This window comes from Nonomuraea sp. CA-143628, assembly GCF_050942315.1.
In the GTDB taxonomy this organism is placed as follows: domain Bacteria; phylum Actinomycetota; class Actinomycetes; order Streptosporangiales; family Streptosporangiaceae; genus Nonomuraea.
Genome location: NZ_CP192072.1, coordinates 7,759,128 through 7,784,091 on the forward strand (window position 1 = coordinate 7,759,128; position 24,964 = coordinate 7,784,091).

Genomic DNA, 24,964 nt, shown 5'->3' on the forward strand with positions numbered 1-24,964 from the left:
GCCCGGCTCTGTGGTCAGGTGCTCGCGCGGACCGTCAGGCGCGGGACCAGCAGGGTCGCCGGTGGCACCGGGCGGCCCGCGAGCTTGTCCATCAGCAGCCCGACGGCCTCCCTGCCGACCTCCTCGGCCGGGATCAGCACCGAGGTGAGCCGGGCGGGCTCGGCCACGTCGTCCGGGCAGATCGCCACCACCGCGAGGTCCTGCGGCACCTTGCGGCCCAGCTGCCGCAGCGAGCTCAGCACGTGGTTGACGGCCGCCTCGTTGTGCACGACCAGTCCCGACAGACCGGGCCGGGCCGCCAGCAGCCCGCTCACGGTGGCGTGGACCTCCTCGAAGCCCTCCTCGCACGGCAGGGCCGTACCGTCGAGCCCGTGCTCGGCCAGGGCGGCGGTGAAGCCTTCGAGCGTACGGCGGGCGAAGCCGGTCCCCCGCTCGTAGACCACGGCCGGCGCGCCGAGCAGGGCCACCTCGTGGTGCCCGCGCTCGGCCAGATGCGCCACGCACAGCGCCCCGGCGGCGGCGAAGTCGAGGTCGACGCAGGTCACCCCGGCGGCGTCGGCGGGGAAGCCGATCAGCACGCTGGGCTCGGCGAGCCGGCGCAGCAGCGGGACCCTGGGGTCGTCGAGCTCGACGTCCATCAGCACCAGGCCGTCGACCAACGCGCTGGCCGCGGCCCGGCGCAGCCCGTCGAGGCCCTCGTCGGCGGTCAGGAGCAGCACATCGTGGTCGAAGTGGCGGGCGGCGGTGACCACCGAGGTGGCGAAGCGCATCAGCACCGGCACGTGCATGCCCGCCCGCAGGGGCAGCACCAGCGCGATCACGTTGGCCCGCTTGCTGGCCAACGCCCTGGCGCCGGCGTTGGGGTGGTAGCCGAGCGTCCGCACGCTGTCGAGCACCCGCCGCCGGGTGTCGGCCGAGATCGCCCGTTTGCCGCTGAGCACGTAAGAGACCGTGCTCACCGCCACTCCCGCGTGCCGCGCCACCTCGACGATGGTGACCGCCCGGCCGGTCGCGTGCCCCTCCGTCATGTGGCCGCCCGTCCGGTGCCGGCGTGGTCTCGGTCCATGCGGCCTCGGCCCGTTCGTCCTCGGTCGGCGCGTACGGCGCCGGGCGATCGGGGGGCGGCCCGACCCGTGCCGGTCAGTTCCAGCCTGCCCAGCGTGATGCCCACGTTCTCGAACACGACATAAAGATCGTGCACCCCCGTGGCTTCCGCAAGCTCGCCCGAGGACGCCGCCGGAGCGTAGCGCCCGGCCGGGGGCACGGGGATCGCGCCCAGCGTGGGGCCGTGGAGGAGGTCGTCCAGCCGGAGCGTGACGACCCCGCCCTCGGTGCTGGCCGCCTCGATCAGGCACGACGCGGCCCCGGTGAGCTCGACGTCGCGGAACAGGATCCACGCCCCCTCGGCCTCGGATCGCACGGCGTCGCCCGACACCTTGGCCGCGTCGACGAAGGCGACCGCGTCGTAGGCGTCGTGGTCCGCCGCGGCCAGGGCGCCCCGGCGGGGCGGGATGGTCTCGCCCTCGATGTGGAAGGCCGCGCTCAGCCGCAGGTCCGTCGCACTGCGGCCGACCATGAGCTGGTGCGGCGCGTCCTCGACGGCGAAGGCGCCGCGCGTCACGTCCCAGAAGGCCAGGTCCCGTACGGGGAAGGTGAGCGTGACGGCCCGGCTCTCACCGGGCGCCAGCAGTACCCGCTCGAAGCCCCGCAACCGGCGCAGCGGCTGCTTGACCCGGGAACGCCGCTGATGAGTGTAGAACTGCACGACCTCGGTGCCCGCCCGCGAGCCGGTGTTGGTGACCGTGACCGTGGCGGCGATGGTCTCCCCGTCGACCGCGACGGTGAGGCCGGAGTAGTCAAACACGGTGTAACCGAGGCCGTGGCCGAAGGGGTACAGCGGAGTGCCCCGGTAATAGAGATAGGTGGCATCCGTGGCGATGATGTCGTAGTCGAGCAGGTCGGGCAGCTCGCTGGCGGAGCGGTACCAGGTCTGGGTGAGCCGCCCCTGCGGGTCGGCGTCGCCGAACAGCACGTCGGCCAGCGCGTGGCCGTACTCCTGGCCGCCGTGCGAGGACCACAGCACCGCGGGCACTTCCGGGTCCGACCAGGTGACCGGGTAGCCGCTGGTGATCACCATGACCGTGCGCGGGTTGGCCGCCCGCACCGCCCGCACGACGGCGTCCTGGGCGGGGGCCAGGGCCAGGTCCGTACGGTCCTCGGTCTCACGGCCGTTGACCAGCGGATGGTCGCCCACCACCACGACCGCCACGTCCGCGGTGGCCGCCAGCGCGGCCGCCGCCGCGGCGCCGCTCTCGACGACCTCCACCGTCAGCCACGTGGCGGCGTCGGCGTCGTCCACCAGCCGGAAGACCCCGTCGGGCGACAGGCCGATGTAGCGGCCCGTGGAGATGTGGCGCAGGACGACGGCGCCGCGGGTGCGCTGTTCCAGCCGGAAGGTCTGGCGCACCTCCCAGCCGTTCGGGCCGGGCTGGTCGTTGACCAGGACGCCGTCGTCGTCCACGGACAGGAAGCGGCCGGTCGCGACCGCGCGGAAGGCGAAGGACCCGCCGCCCCAGTCGAACAGGTCGAACCGGCCTCCCGGCGTCCCGATGCCCAGGGGTCCGCCGTCGAGCCCGGCCACCACCGGGCCCGCGTCGGCGGTCAGCGTGACGCGGTCGACGGCCTCGCAGAAGACGGTCTCGCAGCGTTCGGCCAGGCCGGCGCGGGCGGTCACCTCGTACGGCAGCGTGCCGCTGTACCAGTCCTCCAGCAGGGTGTCGCCGAGCTGGCCGAGCACCGCGATCCGGCGGCAGGCGGCCGGCGCCAGGGGCAGCAGGCCGTCGTTCTTCAGCAGCACGATCGAGCGGGCGGCCGCCTCACGGGCCAGCGCCTGGTGCTCGGGGCAGTTGACGACCGCCTCGGTGATGTCGTCGTAGGGCGTGGCGGGGTCGAACTCGCCGAGCCGGAAGCGGATCGACAGCGTGTGGCGTACGGCGGTGTCGAGGTCGGCCTCGGTCAGCAGGCCGCGTTCCAGCGCCTCGCGCAGGTGGCCGAGGGTGGCCTCGGCCCGGTCGTCGTCCTGGGTGAAGCTGTCGAGCCCGGCCCGTACGGCGTGCGCGTACGCCTCGGCCGGGTCGTCGTAGTACCCCTGCAGCCCGGTGAGGTTGCCGGGGGCGTAGGCATCGCTGACCACGAGGAGGTCGTCCGGCGCCCAGGCCCGCAGCACCTGCCCGATCAGCGGGCTGAGGTGCGCCGGGCGGCCGTTGACCAGGTTGTAGGAGGGCATGACCGCGACGGCGGCGCCGCTCTCCAGGGCGGGCCGGTAGGCGGGCAGCTCGTACTCGTGCAGGACCCGCGGCGGCAGGTTGCTGGAGGTGACGCAGCGGTAGGTCTCGTTGTTGTAGCCGAGGAAGTGCTTGAGGGTAGGCGCGGTCCGCATCACGGGAGCGCTCCCACGAAGCCCGCGCGCGTAGGCCGTGGCCATGACGCCGGTCAGCAACGGATCTTCGGAGTAGCCCTCCTCGTTGCGGCCCCAGCGCGGATCGCGCAGCAGGTTGACCACGGGAGCCCACACGTTGCGCCCGGCACCCGAGGGGTCCTTGTGGTGGAAGGCCAGGACCTCCTCGCCCGCCGCCTCCCCCACCCTGCGGACCAGCTCCGGGTCCCAGGTCGAGGCCAGCCCCACGGCCTGCGGGAACACCGTCGCCGGACCCAGCCAGGCCAGGCCGTGCAGGGCCTCGGTGCCCGTGCGGAAGGCGCCCACGCCGAGCCGCTCGACCGGCGCCTGGTACTGGTGCAGCAGTGCGAGCTTCTCGGTCACGGTCAGCCGGGCCTGCAGATCGGCGATCCGCTCGGCGAGGGGAAGGTCCGGGTCGCGGAACGGTTCGTTCATGGAGCCACCTTCTGAAAGCGTCGAAACGCTTCGACTAGCGGGGGGAGCGCACTTCGGGTCTGTGTCGAAGCGCTTCGATAGCCGGTCCAGAAAAACCCCGCCCGTTACACGAGTGTTTCGAACGGAGTTCTTCTGAAGGGTGCACGCGTGTGCGAGCAGGGTCAAGAGATTCGCGGCAATCTTCCTGAATCGATGGAGTCGAGCACCCGGGCGGCTCCGCCGAGCGCGGCCGCGTCGTAGCCGAGGGACGAGATCACCACCTGGCAGCCGCCGGCCTCCGGCGCGATGGTCCGCTCGCGTACCTCGGCCTCCACGGCGGGCAGCAGCCAGGGCGCCAGCGGCACGTAGTAGCCCCCGAGGATCACCACCTGAGGGTTGAGCAGGTTGGCCAGGATGGCCACCCCGCGGCCGAGGTCGCGGCCCACGCCGCGGAGCAGGCCCAGGGTATGGGCGTCGCCCGCGCGGGCCCGCCGGACCACCTCCTCGATCTCCAACTCCACCTCGACCGGCGAGGGCGAGACGTGCTCCAGGACCGCGCCGATGCCGGCCACCGCTTCCAGGCAGCCGGTCCGGCCGCACCGGCACTCCGGCCCCAGCGGGTCGATCTGGATGTGGCCGATCTCGCCGCTGTAGCCGCGCCCGCCCCGGCGCAGCCGCCCGTCCAGGATCACGCCCGCGCCCACGCCCATCTCGCCGGTCAGGTAGACCAGGTCGGTGACCGCCCCGTGGGGGCCGAACCGGTGCTCGGCCAGGGCGCCGAGGTTGGCGTCGTTGTCGGCCTGGATGGGGAAGCCGGGGTCGCGCAGCGCCTTGGCGAGGTCGCCGCTGACGTCGGTGTCGAGCCAGCCCAGGTTGGGCGCGACCCGCACGACGCCCTGCCCGTCGACCAGGCCCGGCACGGCCACGGTCAGGCCGAGGATCTGCTTGTCCTCCTTGGCCATGCGGTTGACCACCCGCCTGACGATCGCGGCGACGGCGGCCACCGAGCCGGGGAAGGCGCGCCGCCAGGACAGCAGCCGCTCCCCCGCCAGGTCGACGGCGACGGCCGTCACGTAGTCGACGTTGATCTCCAGCCCGATCGCCGCGTACGGCGAGCCGTCCAGCACCAGCATCGTGGCCGGCCTCCCCACCCGGTTCTCGGTCAGGCCGGTCTCCCGGACGAGCCGCCTGTCGATCAGGTCGGCGACCAGGCTCGACACGGTCGCCTTGTTCAGGCCCGTGGAGGCCGCGATGTCGGCCCGCGAGCACGGCGCGTGCTCGCGGACGAAACGCAGCACGACGGCCAGGTTGGTGGCCCGCACATCGGCGAAGTCGGCCGGTTGCGGGTCGGTCGATGAGGTGATCAAAGTCTGTCCCGTCCGTCAGGCCGTCGCGGGCGGTCATGCCGCGGTACCAGTGTGCGCCGTCCCCCAGGGTCCCCACGCCGTCGGCGCGAGCCATGAACGGCGGGCAGGGAGCCGTCAGCGAATCTCATCTCACTCCCGACATCAATCTGTGACCGGTGGCACACCTTGTGGTCAGCGTCGCCTCGGGTTTAGTTTGTTTGGTCATTAGACGAACTAATTCTAGCCCGTGGACCTCCCCTTCCGACACCCCTCACCCTGCTCCGACCAACGAAGGGAGCCGTCGTGACACCGTCGATGACTCGCCGTGGATTTCTCGGCCTGGCCGGCCTGACCACCCTCGCCGCCTGCTCCGCCCCGACCGGGACCCGGCCCGGCTCGAGCGGCGCGACCGCGGCCGCCGCGGACAAGCTGACCGCACTCGCGCCGGCGTACGTCGAGTTCGCCGGCGTCAAGCCCGACCTGACCGGCACGGTCTCCAACCTGCCGGGCGTGCCGGGCATCGCCGGCGGCTTCACCACCTACCCAGCCGCCCCTACCGCGGCGCTCACCCAGAAAGCGGGCAAGGGCGGCAGCTACAAGGCGATGACCCCGCTGTGGGGGCCGCCGCCGCCCGGACTGCCGGGCAACACCTACTTCCAGGCGGTCAACGCCGACATCGGCGCGACGGTCGAGTTCCAGATCGCCGACGGCAACACCTACGCCGACAAGGCGATCGCCCGGCTGGCCTCCGGCGACCTGCCCGACATCTTCGCCCTCCCGAGCTGGGAGATCGACAAGATGGCGGACTTCAACACCGCCGTGGACAAGGCGTTCGAGGACCTCACGCCGTACCTGCAGGGCGACAAGGTCAAGGCGTACCCGCTGCTGGCCAACCTGCCGACCGCCTCGTGGGAGTGGTCGGTGTGGAACGGCAAGCTGATGGCGGTCCCCTACCCCACCGAGCCCTTCCCGTTCTGCCTGCTCTACCGCAAGGATCTGTTCGACAAGAACGGCTGGAACCAGAACCCCAAGACCGCCGACGAGCTCTACCAGCTCGGCAAGACGATCACCGACGCGAAGGCCAAGCGCTGGGCGTTCGGCGACATCCACGAGATGGCCTGGACCATCTTCGGCGTCCCGCAGGACTGGCGCTACGCCGGCGGCAAGCTGACGCACAAGTACGAGACGCCGGAGTTCGAGGAAATGCTGGCGTGGATGCGCAAACTCTTCGCCGAGGGGCTCATCCATCCGAGCATCGCCGGCAGCAAGGGCGCCAACGAGAAGGACCTGATCGGCGCGGGCCAGATCACCATCTACCGGGACGGCATGGGCGGCTGGAAGGAGCTGCTCCAGCAGCACACCGGCAAGAACCCCGACTTCGCGCTGGGCGTCTTCCCGCTGTTCGCGCACGACGGCGGCAGGCCGATCATGTACCACAACAACGCGGCGGGCATGTTCACCTTCATCAAGAAGGGGCTGCCGAAGGAGAAGATGGCGGAGATCCTGTCCATCCTCAACTGGAGCGCCGCCCCGTACGGGACCAAGGAGTACGAGCTCTCCAACTTCGGGATCAAGGGCAAGCACTTCACCCTCGACGCCAAGGGCATCCCGCAGAGCACCGACCTAGGTCGCAAGGAGGTCGCCTACACCTACGGCTTCCTGGGCGGCCGTCCCCTCTACGTGGACTGGCCCTTCCCCGAGGCGGCCAAGGCCAACATCGACTGGCAGAACGCCTCCTTCAAGTACATCGAGAAGACGCCGTTCGACGGGATCAGGATCCAGCGGCCGTCGAAGTACTCGGGCCTGCAGGTGCCGACCGAGGACAAGTTCACCGACATCATGCGCGGCCGCCGGCCGGTCAGTGACGCCAAGCAGATCGCGGCGGAGTGGCGGCGCGACGGCGGCGACGAGGCGCGCGAGTTCTACATGAAGGTCCTGCGGGACAATGGCCGCGCCTGACCACATCGCGGTCGAGCGGGCGACGGACGCCGGGCCGGCGGGAGACCTGCCCTCTCCCGCCGGCTCGGGCATCACCCAGAGACGGGTCCGGATCAAGCAGGGCTCGCTGCGGGCCCGGTTCCGGCGCGACTGGCAGCTGCTGCTCATGACCGTGCCGGCGATCGGGCTGCTGCTCCTGTTCCACTACGTGCCGCTGCTCGGCAATGTGATCGCCTTCCAGGACTACTCCCCCTACGTCGGTGTCAAGGACAGCCCGTGGGTGGGGATGTCGAACTTCCAGTGGCTGATGTTCGATCAGAGCTTCTGGGACGCGACGATCAACACGCTGTCGATCACCACGTTCCAGCTGATCTTCTACTTCCCGCTGCCGATTTTGCTGGCCATCCTGCTCGACAGCGTCGTACGGCCCCGCCTGCGGCTGTTCATCCAGGGCATCGTGTACATGCCGCACTTCTTCTCCTGGGTCCTGGTCGTCACCCTGTTCCAGCAGATGTTCGGGGGCGCGGGACTGCTCGCGCAGATCCTGCGCGACCACGGCTTCACGGGCGTGGACATCATGACAAATCCGGACACGTTTATTCTGCTGGTCACCGCCGAGACGGTCTGGAAGGACGCGGGCTGGGGGACGATCATCTTCCTGGCGGCGCTGGCGGCCATCAATCCCCACCTCTACGAGGCCGCCGCCGTGGACGGCGCCTCCCGCTGGCGGCGGCTGTGGCACATCACGCTGCCCGGCCTGCGCCCGGTGTTCGTGCTGCTGCTGATCCTGCGGCTGGGCGACGCGCTCAACGTCGGCTTCGAGCAGTTCTTCCTGCAGCGCGACGCCGTCGGCCGCGACGCCGCCGAGGTGCTCGACACCTTCATGTACTGGCGCACGCTGCTGACCGGCGAGTGGAGCTACGGCGCGGCGGCGGGCCTGGTCAAGGGCGTGGCCGGGCTGATCCTGATCCTCATAGCCAACAAGGTCGCCCACCGTTTCGGCGAGCAGGGAATCTACAAACGATCATGACTATGCCTGTCTGGGCCGAGCGGCCCACCCGGTTCGGCGCGAGCGTCAAAGGGCTGGTGCTGGCCCTCATCGTGGCCGCCGTGCTCTTCCCGATCTACATGGTCGTGCTGACCAGCCTGTCCACGCAGGAAGCGGTGTCGAAGGCGGGTGGCCTGGTCACCGTGCCGGGCGAGCTGTCCTTCGCCGCCTACGAGCAGTTGTTCGCGGGCGGGGTGGTGACCCGGTCGATCGGGGTCAGCCTCGGGGTGACCGTCGTCGGGACCCTGCTCAGCCTCGCGGTCACCGTCCTGGCGGCCTACGGGCTGTCGCGGCCCGGCTCGCTGCTGCACCGGCCGATGCTGTTCCTCGTGCTGCTGACCTTCCTGTTCGGGCCGGGCATGATCCCGAGCTACCTGCTGGTCAGCTCGCTGGGGCTGATCGACTCGTACTGGGCGCTGATCCTGCCGACCGCTGTCACCGCGTTCAACCTGGTCGTCATGCGGGCCTTCTTCATGAACATCCCGGAGGAGGTCACCGACAGCGCGCGGATCGACGGGGCGAGCGAGTTCCGCATCCTGTGGCGGATCGTGCTGCCCATGTCCAAGGGCGTCACGGCGGTGATCGGGCTGTTCTACGCGGTCGGCTACTGGAACGCCTTCTTCAACGCCACCCTCTACCTCAACGACAGCACCAAGTGGCCGCTGCAAGTGGTCCTGCGGCAGTTCGTGCTTCAGGGGCAGTCGATGTTCGTCGGGCAGACGGGTGACACCGCGGTCGGCGGGCACGCGCTGCCGCCGAGCCTGGCGATCCAGATGGCCATCGTGACGCTGGCGCTGATCCCGGTGCTGGTGATCTACCCGTTCGTGCAGAAGCACTTCACGAAGGGCGTCATCATCGGTGCCGTCAAGGGCTGACCGAGGGAGGGGCCTCTCCCTCGGTCAGCCCTCCTGTCGTCAGGCGGGGGGAGGGGCCTCTCCCAGGCCCCTCCCTCCTGTCCGTCAGGCGGGGGTGCAGGTGACCGTCGCGGGCGGGTTGTTGCTGCTCGTCCAGTTGCCCGTGAAGCCGAACGTGGTGCTCGCGCCCGGATCCAGCGCGCCGTTGTAGCTGACGTTGGTGACCTTGACGGCGGCGCCGGTCTGGGTGTGGGCGCCGTTCCAGAGCTGGGTGATGGTCTGGCCGTTGGGGAAGGTCCAGCCGACCGTCCACCCGGTGATGGCGACGGTGCCGGAGTTCTTCACCGTCACCCCGGCCTGGAAGCCGCCCTGCCACTGGTTGCTGGGCGCGTAGGTCGCCGTGCACGCCTTGCCGGGAACCGGCGTCGGCGTGGGGGTCGGAGTGGGCGTGGGAGTCGGGGTGGGCGTGGGAGTCGGGGTGGGCGTGGGAGTCGGGGTGGGCGTCGGAGTCGGGGTGGGGGTCGGGTTGGGGCCGGTACGGTCGCCGTAGATGATGCCGCGGCCGTTGGTGCCGAGGTAGACGCGGCCGTACACGCGGGGGTCCCCGGTGAGCGCCTCGCCCATGTTGGCGTACTGGTGCCGGTCGTCGTTGATCCGCACCCACGAGGCGCCCGCGTCGTCGGAGCGGAACACCCCGTGCACCCCGTCGATCAGGCCGACCAGGAAGATCGCCATGTACGAGCCGCCGGGCGCCGCCTTGCCGAAGCCGACGTTCTCGGCCGCGGTGACGTTGCCGAGCTTGGTGAAGGTGGCGCCGGAGTCGGTCGAGCGCCACAGGCCGTAGGTGCCCGCGGGGTCGTACTTGCCGGTCGACGGAGAGCCGCCGACGAGCCAGATGTGGCCCTCCTTGCCGGGCACGACCTTGAACTTGACGGTCGCGGTGCCGGCGGGCAGGCCGGTGGCGGCGGACTGGGTGAAGGTCGCGCCCGCGTTGGTGCTGACGTAGAACTTGCCGGCGGACCAGCCGTAGAACTTGTTCGGGTTGACCCGGTCCGAGCGCACCTGCGCGGCGGCCGGTATGCCGGTAGAGGCGGTCCACGAGCTGCCCGAGTCCGTCGAGCGGCTCACCGCCCCACCGGTCGGCGACCACACCGTGGTGCCGGCGTTGGCCGAGATCGCGACGCTGCCGCCCTGCGTGACCCCGCCCGGCTCGCTGCTGGCCTGCCACCAGTTGGCGCCGCCGTTGGAGGAGAAGCCAATGCGGGTCACCCCGGCCGTGTCGTTGTCGCCGGCGCGGACCATGTTCGACGGGCTGAGCTCGGCGTAGTCCATGCTCCGGGTGGTGACCAGGTTGGGCTGGGTGTACATCATCGGCGGCACGGCGTCGAGGTTGCTGTGCACGAAGCCGCCGATGTCACCGACCGCCGAGAGCAGAGGCGCCCCGGTCGGCGGGCTGATCAGGTCGAGGACCGCGGTCTCCTCCAGCCCCTCGATGAACGGCTTGATGGTGATCTTGCCGCCGGCGGCGTCCCACTGCTTGAGGTTGGAGGTGCCGTAGATGGTGGCGCCGGTGCCGTACAGCAGCCGGTTGGAGTCGAACGGGTCGATCTCCATCGCCTCGGTCATCCAGCCGAGCTTGGGCGTGATCTCGGGAGGCTGCGGGTTGCCCATGGCCAGCCACGGGTGGGAGGAGACGTCCTGGGTGTAGCGGAAGGTCCGGTTGGGGTAGCCGTTCCAGTCCCAGATCCGCGTCCAGGTGGCGCCGCTGTCGGTGCTGCGGAACATGATGTTGTCCGGCCACCACGACACCTGGCTGGCGACCATGATCGTGCTCGGGTTCTGGCGGTCGATGGTCATGCCGCTGAAGCCGTAGTAGCGGTCGGCTTTGGGCGTCGGGGTGATCTCGGTCCAGGTGCCGGTGGCGGTGGCGTAGCGCCACACCTCGCCGTCCTCGCCCACGTACGGCCCGCCGGTGTTGCCGGTGGCCAGGTAAAGGTAGCCGTTGACGGGGTCGAGCACGCCCTTGTGCGGGATGTAGCCGGCCGGCTGGCCGGGCACCCGGCTCCAGGTGGCGCCGCCGTCGGTGGAGCGGTAGACGTTGTTGTCCTTGTCCGCCACCCCGGCGTAGATCGTCTTGGTGGCGGTGCCGGCCGAGCCGGTGCGCGGGTCGAAGGTGATCCAGGGGATGCCCTGGGTCATCGTGTTGTAGTTGTTCTGGGTGTCGTTGGGGTCCTGGGCGAAGTTGCCGACGTTCGGGAAGGTCGTGACCTTGGCCCAGGTGACGCCGTAGTCGGTGCTCTTCCACAGGCCGTTCTTGTTGGCGGTGCCGTAGAAGAGGATGTTGTTCTTGTTCGGGTCGATGACCAGGCGCTCGCCCATGCCGCGGCCCGGCATGTTGCCGAAGCCCTTGAACGGCAGCTCGGTGGCGGCCCAGGTGTTGCCCCGGTCGGTGGAGCGCAGGATGGCGCCGTTGTTGGCGTCCCAGTCGTTGGTGTACATGCCGGTGGCGACGTAGACCCGGTTCGGGTCCACGGGGTCGGTGGCGACGCTGACGCCGCCGACCCAGCTCCACTTGTCCCAGCCGATGCCGTCGAGCAGCGGCGTCCACTTGGTCTTGTCCCAGCGATAGACGCCGCCGATGTCGGTCCTGGCGTAGATGAGGTCCTTCTCCTTCTGGTTGAAGACGATGCCGGGGACGAAGCCGCCGCCGCCGATCTTCACTCCCTTGAAGGCGTACGGATCCGCGGCGACGGCGCCGACCGGCGCCATCCGCACCACCACCATCGCCACGACGACGACGGCCACCGCGAGCAGGCTGAACAACCTTCTTCGCATGAGCGGTTTCCCTCTCCGGGGCTAAAGGCCCCACAGCAGCAGATGACCGCCATGCACGACCGGGTACAGGACCCTGCCGTCGCCGCTCCAGCGCGCATGGTCGCGAGGTCCCCGAACCCTCACTCAGAGGCTCACACAGCCTCCGAGTGAGGTCAATAGTTTGGTTATTAACCAAACTTACTTGGTGAGGGTCAGGTCCTTGATCCGCAGCTCGCCCTTGAAGACCAGGTAGAGGTCCCGGATCCCGCCGGCGCCGGACAGCGTCGCCGACGCGGTGCCGTACTGGTAGATCCCGCCGGTGGCCGGGACCGAGACGGTGGCCAGCAGCGCGCCCGACGGGGAGCCCGCGCGGACCTCGAAGGAGCCGCCCGCCACCGAGGACACGCCCGCGGTGATGCCCGTGAGCCCGCCGCGCAGGTCGGCGTCGGCGAACTTCAACCAGTCACCCGTGACCGCCCCGATCGCCTCACCGCTCGCCTTCGAGGTGTCGACCAGGTCCACGCCGGAGTAGTCGTCGAAGTCGATCGCCCGGGTGCTCCTGGTCAGGTCGCGGGGCGGGATCCGCTCGCCGCTCACCTGGAGGGTCGCGCGCTGCCTGATGGCCGAGGAGGAGCCGCCGACCAGGACGTCGTGGGTGGCCGTCTCCACGGTCCACTTGCCGCGGGTGACGTCCCACAGGGCCAGGTCGGCCTTCTTGACGGTCAGCTTCACCGTACGGCTCTCGCCGGGGCGCAGCGTGACGCGGGTGAAGCCGCGCAACTGCTTGACCGGCTGGGTGACCCGCGAGCTCTGCTGGTGGGTGTAGAGCTGGACGACCTCGTCACCGGCCCGCGACCCGGTGTTGGTGACCTTGACGGTGACGTCGTAGGAGTCGCCGCGCGGGGTCACCTTCATGCCCTGGTAGCCGAAGGTGGTGTAGCTGAGGCCGTGGCCGAAGGCGTAGCGCGGGTCGCCCCGGTGATAGAGGTAGGTCATCCCGGTCTTGGTGAGGTCGTAGTCCAGGATGTCCGGCAGGTCGTCGGAGCGGTACCAGGTCTGGGTGAGCCGGCCCGCCGGGTTGCGGTCGCCGAAGAGCACGTCGGCCACGGCGTGCCCGGTCTCGGCGCCCGCGTGGGTGGTCCAGAGCAGGGCCGGGGTGTCCACGTTCATGGTGGTCGGGTAGCTGTCCTCCAGGACGACCACGGTGTTGGGGTTGGCCGCTCGCACGGCCTTGATCAGCTCCTGCTGGCCCTGGCCGAGCGCGAGGGTGGAGCGGTCGTGGTTCTCGCGGCCGTAGACGAACGGGTTGCTGCCGACCACGACCACCGCCGCGTCGGCGCCCTTGGCCGCCGCCGCCGCGGTCTTGGCGCCGCTCTGGACGACCTCCCTGGCGAAGTGCGCCGCGGCGGCCTTCGTCCCGGTGCCGAGCGTGCCGTCCGCGCCGACGGTCACGTAGTGCTCGGGGAAGGGCCACCAGCCCTCGTTGACCTCGTAGCCGACGTACTGGATCAGGTACGTGCCGTCCGCCTGGGCCTCCAGCCGGAACTGCTGCTGGACGAACCAGCCGCCCGGGACGTCGGAGTTGGTGACGTACGGCCCGAAGTTGCCGGTGAGCAGCTTGCCGTTGCCCACGTTGCGCAGCGTCGAGACGTCGCCGGTCCAGTCGGTCTGGTCCCAGGTCGAGGCGCCGCCGGGCGCGGTGTCGGAGACGACGACGCTCTGGCCCGTGGTGCCGGTCGCGGTGACGTACTTGCCGCTGGCCAGGTCCTTGAGCGCGATCCGGTCCAGCGCGTCGGCGCCGGTCACGGCCGCCCGCGCGCCGAGCCGCTCCTTGATGCCGGCCAGCGGGGTCACCTTGTACGGCATGGTGCCGCCGTACCAGTCGCTGAAGAGGGTGTCCTGCAGCGGCCCGAGCACCGCGACCTTCTTCAGGCCGGTCGAGAGCGGCAGCGTTCTGCCGGAGTTCTCCAGCAGGACCATCGCCTCGCCCGCGGTCTGCCGGTTGAGCCGCTGGTTCGCCGCCGAGTTGATCACGTCCTTGGTGATCTTCGCGTACGGCCCGCCGTCGGGGTCGAGCTGGCCGAGCCTGATCCTGATCGACAGCACGTGCCGCACGGCCCGGTCGATGTCGGCCTCGGTGATCAGCCCTTGGGACAGGGCGGACTTGATGTTCGCGGTCATGAGGGAGGGGTCGTCGTTGTTGACCGTGAAGCTGTCCAGGCCGGCCTTGAGCGTCGCGGCGACGGCCTCGGGCTTGGTGTCGTAGTAGTGCTCGTACTCTTGCAGCGCGTCCGGCGCCCAGGCGTCGCTCACGTTGTAGAGGTCCTTGGCCGTCCACGAGCGGACGACCGCGTCGAGGTCGGGGTTGACGGTGTTCGGCCGTCCATTGACCAGGTTGTAGGAGGCCATCACGCCGGTGGCGGCGTCGTTGGAGATGGCCGGCTTGAACGCGGCCTCGTCGTACTCGTGCTTGATCCTCGGCCGCAGGTTGGAGGAGGTCAGGCCGCGCAGATATTCGTTGTTGTTGGCCAGGTAGTGCTTGAGCACCGGCGCCGTCTTGAGGTAGACGGGGTCGTCGCCGGACAGGCCCTTGCCGTAGGCGGTGGAGATGGCGCCGGTCAGCAGCGGGTCCTCCGAGTAGCCCTCCTCGTTGCGGCCCCAGCGCGGGTCGCGCAGCAGGTTGACCACCGGCGCCCACACCTGGGTGCCCCACAGGACCGGGTCGATCGCGTTGTAGCCGCGCACCTCGTCGCCGACGGCCGAGCCGACCCGCTTGATCAGCTCCGGATCCCAGGTGCTGGCCAGGCCGACGGCCTGCGGGAAGACGGTGCCGCTGGCCAGCTTCTGGGTCCAGGCGTCGTTGTGGTCGTTGGACCAGGCGACGCCGTGCAGCGCCTCGGTCCCGGCCTTGAAGTACGGCAGGCCGAGCCTGGGGATCGCCGGCTGCGACTGGTGCAGCAGCGAGATCTTCTCGTCGAGGGTGAGCCGGCCCAGGAGGTCGCCGACGCGCTGGTCGAGCGGCACGGCCGGGTCCTGGTACGGCAGGACCGCCGAGGCGTGGACGGGCGCGGTACCCATCGTGAATGCCAATAAGACGGCCGCTAGGGCTCGCTTCATGATGGAAGCTCCTACTTGATGGCGCCGACCGTGATGCCCCTGGTCAGCGTCCGCTGGAAGATGAGGAAGAACGCGACGGCCGGGACGATGCCGAGCAGCGCCGAGGCGCTGGACATGGTGGCGTCCATGTACTTCTCGCCCTGCAGCACGCCGAGGGCGACCGGCACCGTCTGGGTGTCGTTGGAGACCAGGAAGATGAGCGGAAGGAAGAACTCGTTCCAGGTCCAGATGAAGAAGAAGATCACCAGGACCGACAGCGTGGGCCTGCTGATCGGGACGACGATCCGCCACAGCGCCAGGAAGCGCCCCGCGCCGTCCATCCGCGCCGCCTCGAGGATCTCCTTCGGGAACTGCCCGAGCACGGCACTGAGCAGGTAGGTGCCGAAGGCGGCCTGGATGACGGTGAACACGATGATCACCGACAGCTTGGAGTCGTACAGGCCGGCCGCCTTGGCCAGGTAGTAGAGCGGGTAGGCCAGCGCCTCCTGCGGCAGCGTGTTGGCCACCAGGAACAGCACGAGGATCCACAGCCGGCCGCGTACCCGGCCGATGCCGAGGGCATAGGCGTTGAGCACCGACAGCAGCACGGCCAGCACGGCGACGGAGCCGCTGATCACCAGGCTGTTGAGGAGCTTCTCGCCGAAGTCGACCCGGGTCCAGAACGCGATGATCCCGTCCAGGTTCAGGCCCTGCGGCGGGCTCAGCGGGCTGCCCGCCGAATACTCGGCGGGCGTCTTGAAGGCGTTGAAGGTGACGATGACGAACGGGAAGAGCATGACGGCGGCGAGCACCGTCAGCGCGGCCAGGGTCGGGTAGCGTCTCACGGCTTCCGCTCCTGGAGGAACAGGAAGGCCGAGGTCACCACGACGATGATCAGCGCCAGCACGGTGGCGATGGCCGAGCCGTAGCCGATATTGGCCTTCTGGAAGAAGTTCAGGTAGGAGAAGTACGAGGGCACCATCGTGGCGTTGCCCGGCCCTCCCCTGGTGAGCACGAAGATCGGCCCGAACACCTTGAGCGCGGCGATCGTGCACGTCAGCAGCACGACGAAGATCTCAGGACGGATCTGCGGGATCGTGATGTGCCAGAACCGGCGCCACCACGAGGCCCCGTCGATCTCCGCCGCCTCGTGCAGCGCCGGGTCGGCCCGCTGCAGCCCGGCCATGAAGATGACGACCGGGTAGCCGAGCTGGAACCAGACCATCACCGCCATCACGGTGGCCAGCGCGTAGTCGGGATCGCCGAGCCAGTTGACCTTCAGCCCGAAGATCTGGTTGACCGCGCCGTAGGTCGGGTGCAGCATCCAGCCCCACACCACCCCGGCCACCGCGACGGGCAGCACTTGCGGCAGGTAGTAGGCCGCCCGCAGGGCCGCGGCCGTGCGGGGGCCGAACCTCTTGCCGATGTAGTCGAACAGCGCGGCGGCCAGCACCAGCCCGATGACCGTGGGGATGATCGCCATCGCGACGATCAGCCCCACGTTGTTGCGGAACGACGTCCAGAACCGCTCGTCCGCGAACAGCCGGACGTAGTTCTGCGTACCGATCCAGGTGGGTGTGCCCACCCCCGACCAGCGGGTGAAGCTCGTCGCGACATTCATCACGAACGGCACGACGATGACCGCGGTGAACAGCACCGCGCTGGGGATCAGGTACGGCCAGTAGCCACGCTCTGTTCTAGTTGCCAAGGTCGGCGAGGTTCTCGTTGTACGGCTGGGCGATCTCGTCGAGCACCTTCGCCGGAGGCTTGCTGCCGTTGATGAGGTTCTGGACACCGGCCACGAGCACGTCGTAGTAGCCGGGGGCCGGCCAGTCGGGGTAGAAGGCCAGCTGGTCCTGCGAGGTGAGCTTGTTGAAGTTGTCGATGAGCTCCTTGCTCTTGGGGTCGGTGATGGCGGCAGGGTCGGCCGCGACGGGGACGCCGCCGGAGTTGCCGAGCAGGTTCTGGATCTCCTTGCTCATCGTGATGTCGATGAAGTCGTAGGCCAGGTCCTTGTTCTTGGACTTCTCGGGGACGACCCAGATGTTGCCGCTGGAGCCGGGGGCGAGCTGGTTGCCGGGCCACAGGAACGAGCCCCACTCGAACTTCTTGATCTCCGTCTGGAACCGGCCGTACCACCAGCTGCCGGACACCATGATCGGGAACTTGCCGCCGATGAACGCGGTGGCCATGTCCTCGGCCTTGATCCCGGCCGAGTCCTTGGCGATGTACCCCTTCTTCACCCAGTCGGCCATCGTGTCGGCGGCGTAGGTGAGCTCGGGACCGTGGAAGTCGACCTTGCCCTTGTAGAGCTCGTAGGAGTCGACCCACGCCCGGTTGGCCTTGCTCAGCGCGAGCAGGTAGAAGATCTGCTGGGCGGGGTATTCGGCCCCGGCCGTGGAGATGGGCGTGACGCCGGCCTTGGCGAACTTGTCCAGCGCCGCGGTGAACTCCTCGAACGTCGTCGGCACCGTGACGCCGTTCTTCTCGAACAGCTTCTTGTTGTAGTAGACCATCACGTACTCGCCGTAGTTCGGCACGCCGAACCACTTGCCGGAGCCCATGATGCCCCGGTCGTCATACTTGGCGGTGGTCTGCAGGCTGGCCGACAGCAGCTTGTCCCAGCCGCGCTTGGTCGCCTGCTCCGACAGGTCCGTCAGCAGGCCCTGCTTCGACAGCAGCCCGGCGGTGGCGTTGCCCTTGTTGTACTCCATGACGTCGGGCGCCTCGTCGGAGTTGAGCACCATGCTGGCCGTCTTCTGGATCTGCTCGAAGCCCTTCTCCTCGAACTTCACCGTCACGCCCGGGTGGGTCGATTCGAACTTCTTGATCGCCGCCGCCCAGGCCTTGCCCATCGCGCCTTCGGCGCTCTCGTAGTGCCACAGTTTGAGCACGCGCGGCTGGCCGCTCGCGGCGGGCTGCTGCCCGTCGGAGCCGGAGCCGCAGGCGGTCAGGGTCAATGCCGCGACGGCGAGCGCCGCCGCGGCACTTCTCAGCTTGATCATGGTGTCTCCTGGGAGGTGATGACCGCCCGGACCGGGGCGCCCGCCACAGGGGCGAACTCGACCCCGGCGACCCGCTTCGGACCGGTGACGGTGACGTGCAGGGTGTCGCCGTCGCGGGTGGCCTCGACGACGGTCTCGCCGTCGAGATCGTGGACCGTGCTACGGCTGTCGCCGCCCCCGAAGGCGACAAGGGTGATCTCCGAGGGGACGTCCACGGTGTCCCCAGGCGTGGTGACCGGGATGAGCGCGCCGTACCGGACGAACAGCGGGATCTGCTCCAGCGGCGCCGAGACGGCGCGGTAGCGCCCGCCCTCCAGCAGCTCCCCGGTCCAGTAGTCGGCCCACCGGCCCTCGGGCAGGTACACCTGCCGGGTGCCGTCGGGCGTGGTCATGGGCGCGACCAGCAGGTCGCGGCCGAGCAGATACTCCAGGTCGGCCTGCCAGGCGACGGGGTCGCCCGGATGGTCGACGCACAACGCCCGCATCATCGGCGCGCCGGTCCGCGCGGCGTCCACGGCCGCCGAGTAGAGGTAGGGCATGAGCCGGTACCTCAGCCGCAGCGCGGCCACCGCCTCGGCCTCCACCTCGGGAAACTCCCACGGCTCGCGGCTGGTGGTGCCGTGCAGCCGCAGCAGCGGGGAGAGCGCGCCGAACTGGGTCCAGCGGACGTAGAGGTCGTCGGCCGGGCGGCCGGTGAAGCCGCCCGCGTCGTGACTCCAGAACGGCACGCCCGACAGGCCGTGGGCGAGGCCGCCGCGCAGCGTGCTGCCCATCGCCGGGTAGCTGGTGAAGGTGTCACCGCTCCACTGGGCCGAGTGCCGCTGGCCGCCCAGGAACGACGAGCGAGCCCAGACCAGGCCGTGCCCCTTGACCTCGCGGGTCACCTCGGCGACGGCGTCGTTGAACAGCAGCGTGTAGACGTTGTGCAGGTCGGTGCCGGTCATGCCGTTGAAGGCCGTCGCGTCGTGCGGCACGCCCTCGGCGAAGTCGGTCTTGAACGCCTGTACGCCTTGCTGGAGCAGGGGGCGGAGCAGTCCTTGGAACCATGCGACGGCGGCCGGGTTGGTGAAGTCGACGATGCCGCAGGCCGGGTAGGACCCGTGCCAGCAGTCGGCGACGTACGCCTCGCCCTCCTGCTTTTTCAGGAAATATCCGGCTTCGGCGGCTTGGGGGAAAGCTGGGCTCAGGTGGGAGATGTAGGGGTTCATCCAGAGGCAGACCTTGAAGCCCATCCGGTCGAGCTCTTCGAGCATCCCGGCGGGATCCGGGAAGCGGGCCTCGTCCCAGCGGAGGTCCGACCAGTGGCCGTCGGTCTGCCAGTAGGTGTCCAGGTGCAGCACGTCGCACGGGATGCCGCGCTCGCGGATCGTCCGGGCCCGCGTCATGACCCGCTCCTGGCTGTCCACGAAGAAGCCCGAGGAGATCCAGGTGCCGAACGCCCACTTCGGCGGCAGCGCCGGACGGCAGGTCAGCCGGTCGTAGCGGTCGAGGATCTCGGGCGGCGTCGGCCCGGCGATCACGTAGTAGTCGATCAGGTCGTCGGGGACGACGATCTGCACGACGCTGTGCGTGGACTGGCAGACGTCGAACTCCGTCGGCGCCCCGCTGTCGACGACGATGCCGTATCCCCTGCTCGACTGGTAGAAGGGCACGTTCTTGTAGGCGCGCTGCGACTCGGCGCCGAAGGCGTCGAAGTTCCACATGACGGGCCGCTGGCCGCGCTTGTCGAGCGGGGTGAACGACTCCCCGAACCCGGCGAACGCCTCGTCGGCCGGCGCGGCGAAGCTCTCGTGGTAGGCGACCGTGACGCCGTCGGCGTGGGAGCGGCCGAACGGCAGCGTACGCAGCCGCCCGCTGATGTCGGTGTGCCCCCGATCCTGCTCCACCAGCGTGGCGCCCGCCGCGTCGGTGAATCGCAGCCGCCACGGGTCCAGGGTGATCTCCGCGCGCAACGAGCCCGCGTCGATGCTCAGCCCTCCGGGCCGGGTCTCCACCCGGGCTCCGGCATACGTGCCCGGTGTCACCAGGGAGGTCGCCCGGGCCGAGCGGGCGCGGGCGTCCACGTCCTGGCCGAGGCGGACCCGGATCACCCCTTCGCCCGCCACCCGCACCTGTACGACCAGGCTCTCCTCCGCCGAGGTGATGCCCTTCAGCGTCACCCCCGAGTCGTCCACGGCCACCGGCTCGGCGGCGGTCAACGCGGACAGGCCCTGTTCGCCCCGTGTGCGGACCGGCAGCTCCGGCGGGTCGGCGACAAAGTACTCGTGCGCGACCAGGGGCGGGCGGTAGGGCATGAAGGCTCCTTCAAGTGACCGGCACGGCTCGCGAGTTAGTTTTCCGTCCCAACCAACAAACGTCAACGGTCGCCCATTAGTTTAGATGCCAGCCAAACAAAGGAAGTGGCCGTGCGCTGACCCCGAGAGACTGCGCACGCACGCGCGGGGGCCTCACCCCAGGTGCGGGGGCCTCACCCCAAGGCCCGGGGTCCTCACCCCAGACGTGGGGTCCTCGCCTCAGGTCCGGGGGCCTCGCCTCAGGTCCGGTCAGAGTCTCCGGATGCAGGTGATCGCCGGGTAGGGATCGGGGCCGTGGGCCAGCCCGTACAGCGTGGTGGTCGAGCTCGTCACCGAGTAGTCGGCGGGCCGCCGGCACTCGAACTCGATGCTGACGTGCCCGACGACCTTCCCCCACGCCTTCTTGGCCTTGCAGGACACCTTCTTCAGCCCGCCGACGATGGAGTTCTCGGTGCCGAAGACCGTCTTGCGCTTCTTGGTCTTGGGCGCGGTCAGACAGCTCGCGAGCGCGTACTGCGGACCGACCTCCTTGGCGTCCTCACCCGGACCGACGCACACGTAAGAGCCCTGCCACTTGTAGGCGTAGGACCAGATCTTGCGCGTGCACGCCTTCTTCGTCTTGGTGAAGGACCTGATCCGGCCGGGGCCGTGGGCGTCGTAGCAGGCCCGCTCCTCGACGGTGACGACGGGATCGTCCTCGATGAGCGTGCAGTCGCCGACGCGCAGGAGCCCGCCGCCCTTGCCGACGTCCCCCGGGTGCGGGGCGCGGCGGTTGCGCAGGCAGGCCGTGCGCGGCTCCTGGCCGGCCGGGGTGTCCAGCAGCCCGTCGCTGTCCTTCGGGCACTCGACCGGCCCGTTGCCCTGGTAGACGAGCTTGGTGATCCGGGCCCCGGCCGTCACAAAGGCGCAGTCGACGAGTGCGGGGACCTGGCTGTCCGGTTTGGGCACCTGAACGTCAAGGCAGAGCCCGGCCGCCCAGGCGGTCGGCTGGCTGGTCGGCTGGCCGGCGGGCTGGCTGGGGGGCTGGCTGGGGGAAGGCGGCGAGTTCGGCGCGAGCGAGCCGGCGGCGGAGGAGGGCGGAGGCGTCTGCGTCGGCGGGGTGTCACCGTCGCAGGACGACACGGTCACGATGACCGCCGCCACCAGGGCCGTCACCGTCCATAACCTGCTGCTCACGTCCCGCCACCCCCGCCAGATCGCCGTCGGGGAGATCTTCATCCACGAGCCGCCGCCTGACAAGACACCGCCGGCGACCCGCCACGGCCGCGGGTTCCCAGACCCGGCCGATGAGGAGCCGGGCCTGGGTGGTGTGGTCGGCGCTCAGCCGATGGCGTAGGCGCGGGTGATCGTCTGGGTCAGTCCGATGCCCTCCGTGTCGGTCACCGCCGCGCGGAGCGAGACGAACCCGGCCTCACCCGGGTTCGGCACCATGGCGGACCAGCCCGAGCCGGTACGAACGACCGGGATCCTGCGCCAGTTCGCGCCGTCGTCGACGGACATCTCCAGCCGGACCGACTTCGCCTGCACCGGCGCGGACCCGGAGTTGCGCTCGATCCGGATGGGCAGGCGGGTCACGCTGCCCGGCTCGGCGCGGTTCGACCCGTCCAGGCCCTCGGGGTTGTACCGGACCGCGGTCAGCGGCAGCGGCTGCGCCTTGACGGTGGTCGCGGACGGGAACGTCCAGACTGACTCCACGCCGGTGGACAGCGCCGAGTGCGGGACCTGCCTGCGCATCGACGCGGTCAGCGTGTACGAGCCGCGCCCGGAGGGAAGGTCAGCGCGCAACTGGCACTTTTCCTGCTCGTAGACCCAGCAGCCGGCGAGGTCGGCGGTGGCCAGCACCTGCCCGTCCTTGGCGAGGGTGGCGACGCCGGTGGCGGCGGTGTCCGACCCCGTCCTGCCCGCGCCCCCGTCGGAGAACAGCCCCACTCCGGAGAAGGTCAGCTTGTCGCCGGTACGATCGCCGCCCGGCAGCAGGAAGGCCGGCCCGATGACCGCGGCGTTCCAGACCTCGCTGGTCTGGCCGCGCTTCAGGGCCTTGCCGCCGTCGAACATCAGCGAGGTGCCGACCTGGAGCCCGCTCTCGTAGGTCAGCCCGGGAGTGCGGTAGTGGATGAGCGTGCCGGGCAGGGTGATCTCGCCGACCAGCGGCGACAGGGCTGAGGCGGGGAAATCAGTGCGCAGTCCGGACATCGGCATGCCCGTGGCCGCCGCTCCCGCGGCCCGGTAGGTCGCCGTGACCTTCGCCAGATCCTTCTGCCGGAAGTTGTGGGCAGGATCCTCGGGGAGGCCGTCGGTGCGGTGGTCGACGATGTGGTAGGCGTACGGGCTGGGAGAGGCGTCCTTGCTGAGCCACGTGGTCTCCACACCGTAGGTCAGACCTGCCTGGCGGCTGGGAACGACGAAGAGGTCGCTGTTGACGTCGCCATTTGTCGACCACCAGGAGTTCCATGCGCCGTGGGTCACCCCGAGGGCGTAACCGCGCTGACGTTCGGCGCTCGGATCGTCAAGCGTGATCTTGGCCGCCTTGCCCTGGCGCGCGTCCACCGTCAGCTTCTGGTCGCCTCCGTCGATCTTCAGCGCGGGGTCGGCGATCGTCGTGACCCACTTCCCGTCGATCTTCTCCGCGATCTCGGTGTAGACGCTCCAGTCGCCCTCGGGCAGTCGTACCTTGGCCACACCGTCACGGAAGGCCGGCTGGTGGATGGCTCCGGTCTTGGCGTCGTAGATCTGGCTCTGCATGGGGTTGACGGGCCGGCCCTGCTTGTCGACGACGGTGAGCGTGACGTCGTAGGACTCGGGCTCGACGTAGGCGCCGGCCAGCGTGCGGACCACCGTCTCGCCCGACCTGGCGGTGACCGTTCCCGGGTAGTCGCCCGGCGCCTTGCCACCGGCGTCGATGGTGAGCGTGACCGAGGCCTCGCCCTTGGCCGGGACCGTGACCTGATCGGCCGGCAGCTTCAGCACCTCGCCCTGTGCCGACAGGTCGAGGGTGACCGAAGCGTCGCTCGCGTTGGCGTACGTGATCGTTTTGGTCGTCACCCGCTCGCTGGCGGCGTTCCAGGGGAAGGCCGCCCAGAGGTTGCCCTGCGCGACCGTGACCTGCTGCTTCAGCACGCGTACCAGGTCGATCAGCCCGGCTCCCTGCTGATAGAGCGTCGCGTCCTGAGCGGGCGCGGCGCTGCCGATCAGCGCGGCCTTGAGCTGCGCGCCCGTCCACTCCGGGTGGCGCTGAGCCAGGATCGCCGCCGCTCCCGCCACGTGCGGGCTGGCCATCGAGGTGCCGCTGAGCGGTCGGTGGAGGCCGTCGGCGGTGCCCGCCGCGGCCGCGGCGACGATGTTCACGCCCGGCGCGGTCACGTCGGGTTTGATCGCGTGGTCGCTCACTCGCGGCCCCGGGCTGGAGAATTCGGCCATGCGACCCTTTTTGTCCACCGCGCCCACGGTCAGCGCCGCCTCAGCACTACCGGGACTGGTAACCCTGCCGCTGGCGCCGCCATTTCCCGCCGCCGCGACGAACAGCGTGCCGGTCCGCTCAGAAAGCGTGTTGACGGCCTGCTCCAGTGGGTCCAGATCGATGCTGTCCGTGTCGCCGAAGCTCATGTTGACGACCTTGGCCTTGACCTCGACGGCCGCCCACTCCATGCCGGCGAGGATGGCCGAATCGGTCGGGCCCGCGGGACCGCCCACCTTCCCGATCGCCAGCGTCGCCTCCGGCGCCACGCCCCGATACTTCTGATCCCTTCCCGCAACGATCGAGGCGACATGAGTGCCGTGGCCGAGGGAGTCGCGAATGTCGGGTTCGTCGCTGAAGTTGCGCTCCTGCTGTACCGCGTCCTTCAGGTCCGGATGGTCGGGGTCGTAGCCGGAGTCGAGGACCGCGACGGTGACGCCCTTGCCCGTCATGCCCTGCTGCCACGCCTGCGGGGCGCCGATCTGCTTGACGCTCTCGTCCAGCGAGAACGATCTGCGGCCGTCCAGCCACAGCTTGCCACGTCCCGCCGCCAGGCCGCGGGCGCCGCCGCCCGTCAGGTCCTTCCAGGTCTGGGCGGCGTTCGCCTTCGGCACGCGCGCCGCGCTCATCCCAAGGCTGGATAACTGACGGACCCGCTGGGCGCCCTGCGGCGCGACGGCCTGCCCAGCGTTCCCCTGCGAGATGACGGGTATGTCGGGGGTGTCGGCGTCGCCGTACTTCCAGGCCAGAAGCTGGGTGACGTCGAACAGCCGCCGGTCCAGCACACCCTGGGCGATCAGCGGTGTGGCGTCGGCGGGTATCACGTAGAGGTGGCCGCCGAGCACCTGGCTCGTGAAGTCTGTCCGCCTGCCGGGACCGGGCTCCACGCGGTGCCCCGGCCCGGTGACCACGACCCGGTCACCGGTGATCAGGGTCACCCCGTTCTCCTGCTGAGGCGGGGCCTGCTGGGCCCACGCCGGCGTGACGCCGATTGCTCCCGCCGCGAGAGCGGCGATGAGCGACTTGCCTAAATTCACGGTCTACCTCATAGACGTAGGTTGATGATCTTCTCCTCTGCTATTCGCCGAAAGGCGCGTTCGTCTTCCCGAGGTGCCATCGGGGAGCACAGCGAGACGCTCGGCGAGGGGCCGTCCCTGCCGAGCGTCTTTTTGAATGGAGCGTTGAGCTCAACGGCGGTGGCGGCGACGGCGGCGCGCGAGCGCGGCACCGCTGCTGTCACTGGA

General features: G+C 69.9%; 14 protein-coding genes. 3 read left to right on the forward strand and 11 right to left on the reverse strand.

Annotation, left to right across the window (positions count from 1 at the left end; translation table 11 throughout):
- Positions 1-14: 14 nt before the first annotated feature.
- The 3 genes from ACQP2T_RS35495 to ACQP2T_RS35505 form a co-directional block, all read right to left on the reverse strand.
- Positions 15-1,028: a LacI family DNA-binding transcriptional regulator gene (locus ACQP2T_RS35495; protein ID WP_433509258.1), complete on the reverse strand. Its 1,014-nt coding sequence runs from the start codon at positions 1,026-1,028 to the stop codon at positions 15-17.
- A complete protein-coding gene (locus ACQP2T_RS35500; protein ID WP_433509259.1) occupies positions 1,025-3,892 on the reverse strand; it encodes a glycoside hydrolase family 3 C-terminal domain-containing protein in 2,868 nt (955 codons plus the stop codon). Before ACQP2T_RS35500 ends, ACQP2T_RS35495 begins: the two co-directional genes overlap by 4 nt.
- 161 nt (positions 3,893-4,053) lie before the next feature.
- Positions 4,054-5,238 carry an ROK family transcriptional regulator gene (locus ACQP2T_RS35505; protein WP_357952772.1) on the reverse strand — a complete coding sequence of 395 codons (1,185 nt, stop codon included), beginning with the start codon at positions 5,236-5,238 and terminating at the stop codon, positions 4,054-4,056.
- A 282-nt stretch (positions 5,239-5,520) separates the two neighbouring features.
- On the opposite strand from ACQP2T_RS35505, the gene ACQP2T_RS35510 reads away from it, so the two are divergent.
- The 3 genes from ACQP2T_RS35510 to ACQP2T_RS35520 are packed head-to-tail and all read left to right on the forward strand — an operon-like array spanning position 5,521 to position 9,078.
- Complete coding sequence (locus tag ACQP2T_RS35510; protein ID WP_433509260.1) at positions 5,521-7,176, forward strand: extracellular solute-binding protein; 1,656 nt, start codon at positions 5,521-5,523, stop codon at positions 7,174-7,176.
- Positions 7,163-8,185 carry an ABC transporter permease gene (locus tag ACQP2T_RS35515; RefSeq protein ID WP_433509261.1) on the forward strand — a complete coding sequence of 341 codons (1,023 nt, stop codon included), beginning with the start codon at positions 7,163-7,165 and terminating at the stop codon, positions 8,183-8,185. Before ACQP2T_RS35510 ends, ACQP2T_RS35515 begins: the two co-directional genes overlap by 14 nt.
- 2 nt (positions 8,186-8,187) lie before the next feature.
- On the forward strand, positions 8,188-9,078 hold the full coding sequence (locus ACQP2T_RS35520) for a carbohydrate ABC transporter permease (RefSeq protein WP_433509262.1): 891 nt from the start codon (positions 8,188-8,190) through the stop codon (positions 9,076-9,078).
- Between the two features lie 84 nt (positions 9,079-9,162).
- Here the strand turns inward: ACQP2T_RS35520 and ACQP2T_RS35525 are convergent, their stop codons facing one another.
- The 8 genes from ACQP2T_RS35525 to ACQP2T_RS35560 form a co-directional block, all read right to left on the reverse strand.
- Entirely contained in the window at positions 9,163-11,892 is a 2,730-nt protein-coding gene (locus ACQP2T_RS35525; RefSeq protein ID WP_433509263.1) for a cellulose binding domain-containing protein, read from the reverse strand.
- Between the two features lie 177 nt (positions 11,893-12,069).
- A complete protein-coding gene (locus tag ACQP2T_RS35530) occupies positions 12,070-14,988 on the reverse strand; it encodes a glycoside hydrolase family 3 C-terminal domain-containing protein (RefSeq protein ID WP_433509264.1) in 2,919 nt (972 codons plus the stop codon).
- A gap of 11 nt (positions 14,989-14,999) precedes the next feature.
- A complete protein-coding gene (locus tag ACQP2T_RS35535; protein ID WP_433509265.1) occupies positions 15,000-15,812 on the reverse strand; it encodes a carbohydrate ABC transporter permease in 813 nt (270 codons plus the stop codon).
- Positions 15,809-16,675, reverse strand: a complete 867-nt coding sequence (locus tag ACQP2T_RS35540) for a carbohydrate ABC transporter permease (RefSeq protein WP_433509266.1) — start codon at positions 16,673-16,675, stop codon at positions 15,809-15,811. Before ACQP2T_RS35540 ends, ACQP2T_RS35535 begins: the two co-directional genes overlap by 4 nt.
- On the reverse strand, positions 16,665-17,972 hold the full coding sequence (locus ACQP2T_RS35545) for an ABC transporter substrate-binding protein (RefSeq protein WP_357952764.1): 1,308 nt from the start codon (positions 17,970-17,972) through the stop codon (positions 16,665-16,667). Before ACQP2T_RS35545 ends, ACQP2T_RS35540 begins: the two co-directional genes overlap by 11 nt.
- Positions 17,969-20,266, reverse strand: coding sequence for a TIM-barrel domain-containing protein (locus tag ACQP2T_RS35550; RefSeq protein WP_433509267.1), 2,298 nt, complete (start codon positions 20,264-20,266; stop codon positions 17,969-17,971). The genes ACQP2T_RS35545 and ACQP2T_RS35550 overlap by 4 nt, the downstream gene beginning before the upstream one ends.
- A gap of 249 nt (positions 20,267-20,515) precedes the next feature.
- Positions 20,516-21,442, reverse strand: a complete 927-nt coding sequence (locus ACQP2T_RS35555) for a hypothetical protein (protein WP_433509268.1) — start codon at positions 21,440-21,442, stop codon at positions 20,516-20,518.
- Positions 21,443-21,586: 144 nt separating this feature from the next.
- Entirely contained in the window at positions 21,587-24,757 is a 3,171-nt protein-coding gene (locus tag ACQP2T_RS35560; protein ID WP_433509269.1) for a S8 family serine peptidase, read from the reverse strand.
- Positions 24,758-24,964 lie beyond the last annotated feature (207 nt).

Bases quoted from the DNA above. Each gene is read 5' to 3' on its own strand.
- ACQP2T_RS35515 (WP_433509261.1), top strand. From the start codon at position 7,163: ATGGCCGCGCCTGACCACATCGCGGTCGAGCGGGCGACGGACGCCGGG.
- ACQP2T_RS35550 (WP_433509267.1), bottom strand. From the start codon at position 20,266: ATGCCCTACCGCCCGCCCCTGGTCGCGCACGAGTACTTTGTCGCCGAC.
- ACQP2T_RS35525 (WP_433509263.1), bottom strand. From the start codon at position 11,892: ATGCGAAGAAGGTTGTTCAGCCTGCTCGCGGTGGCCGTCGTCGTCGTG.
- ACQP2T_RS35500 (WP_433509259.1), bottom strand. From the start codon at position 3,892: ATGAACGAACCGTTCCGCGACCCGGACCTTCCCCTCGCCGAGCGGATC.
- ACQP2T_RS35495 (WP_433509258.1), bottom strand. From the start codon at position 1,028: ATGACGGAGGGGCACGCGACCGGCCGGGCGGTCACCATCGTCGAGGTG.
- ACQP2T_RS35520 (WP_433509262.1), top strand. From the start codon at position 8,188: ATGCCTGTCTGGGCCGAGCGGCCCACCCGGTTCGGCGCGAGCGTCAAA.
- ACQP2T_RS35530 (WP_433509264.1), bottom strand. From the start codon at position 14,988: ATGAAGCGAGCCCTAGCGGCCGTCTTATTGGCATTCACGATGGGTACC.
- ACQP2T_RS35545 (WP_357952764.1), bottom strand. From the start codon at position 17,972: ATGATCAAGCTGAGAAGTGCCGCGGCGGCGCTCGCCGTCGCGGCATTG.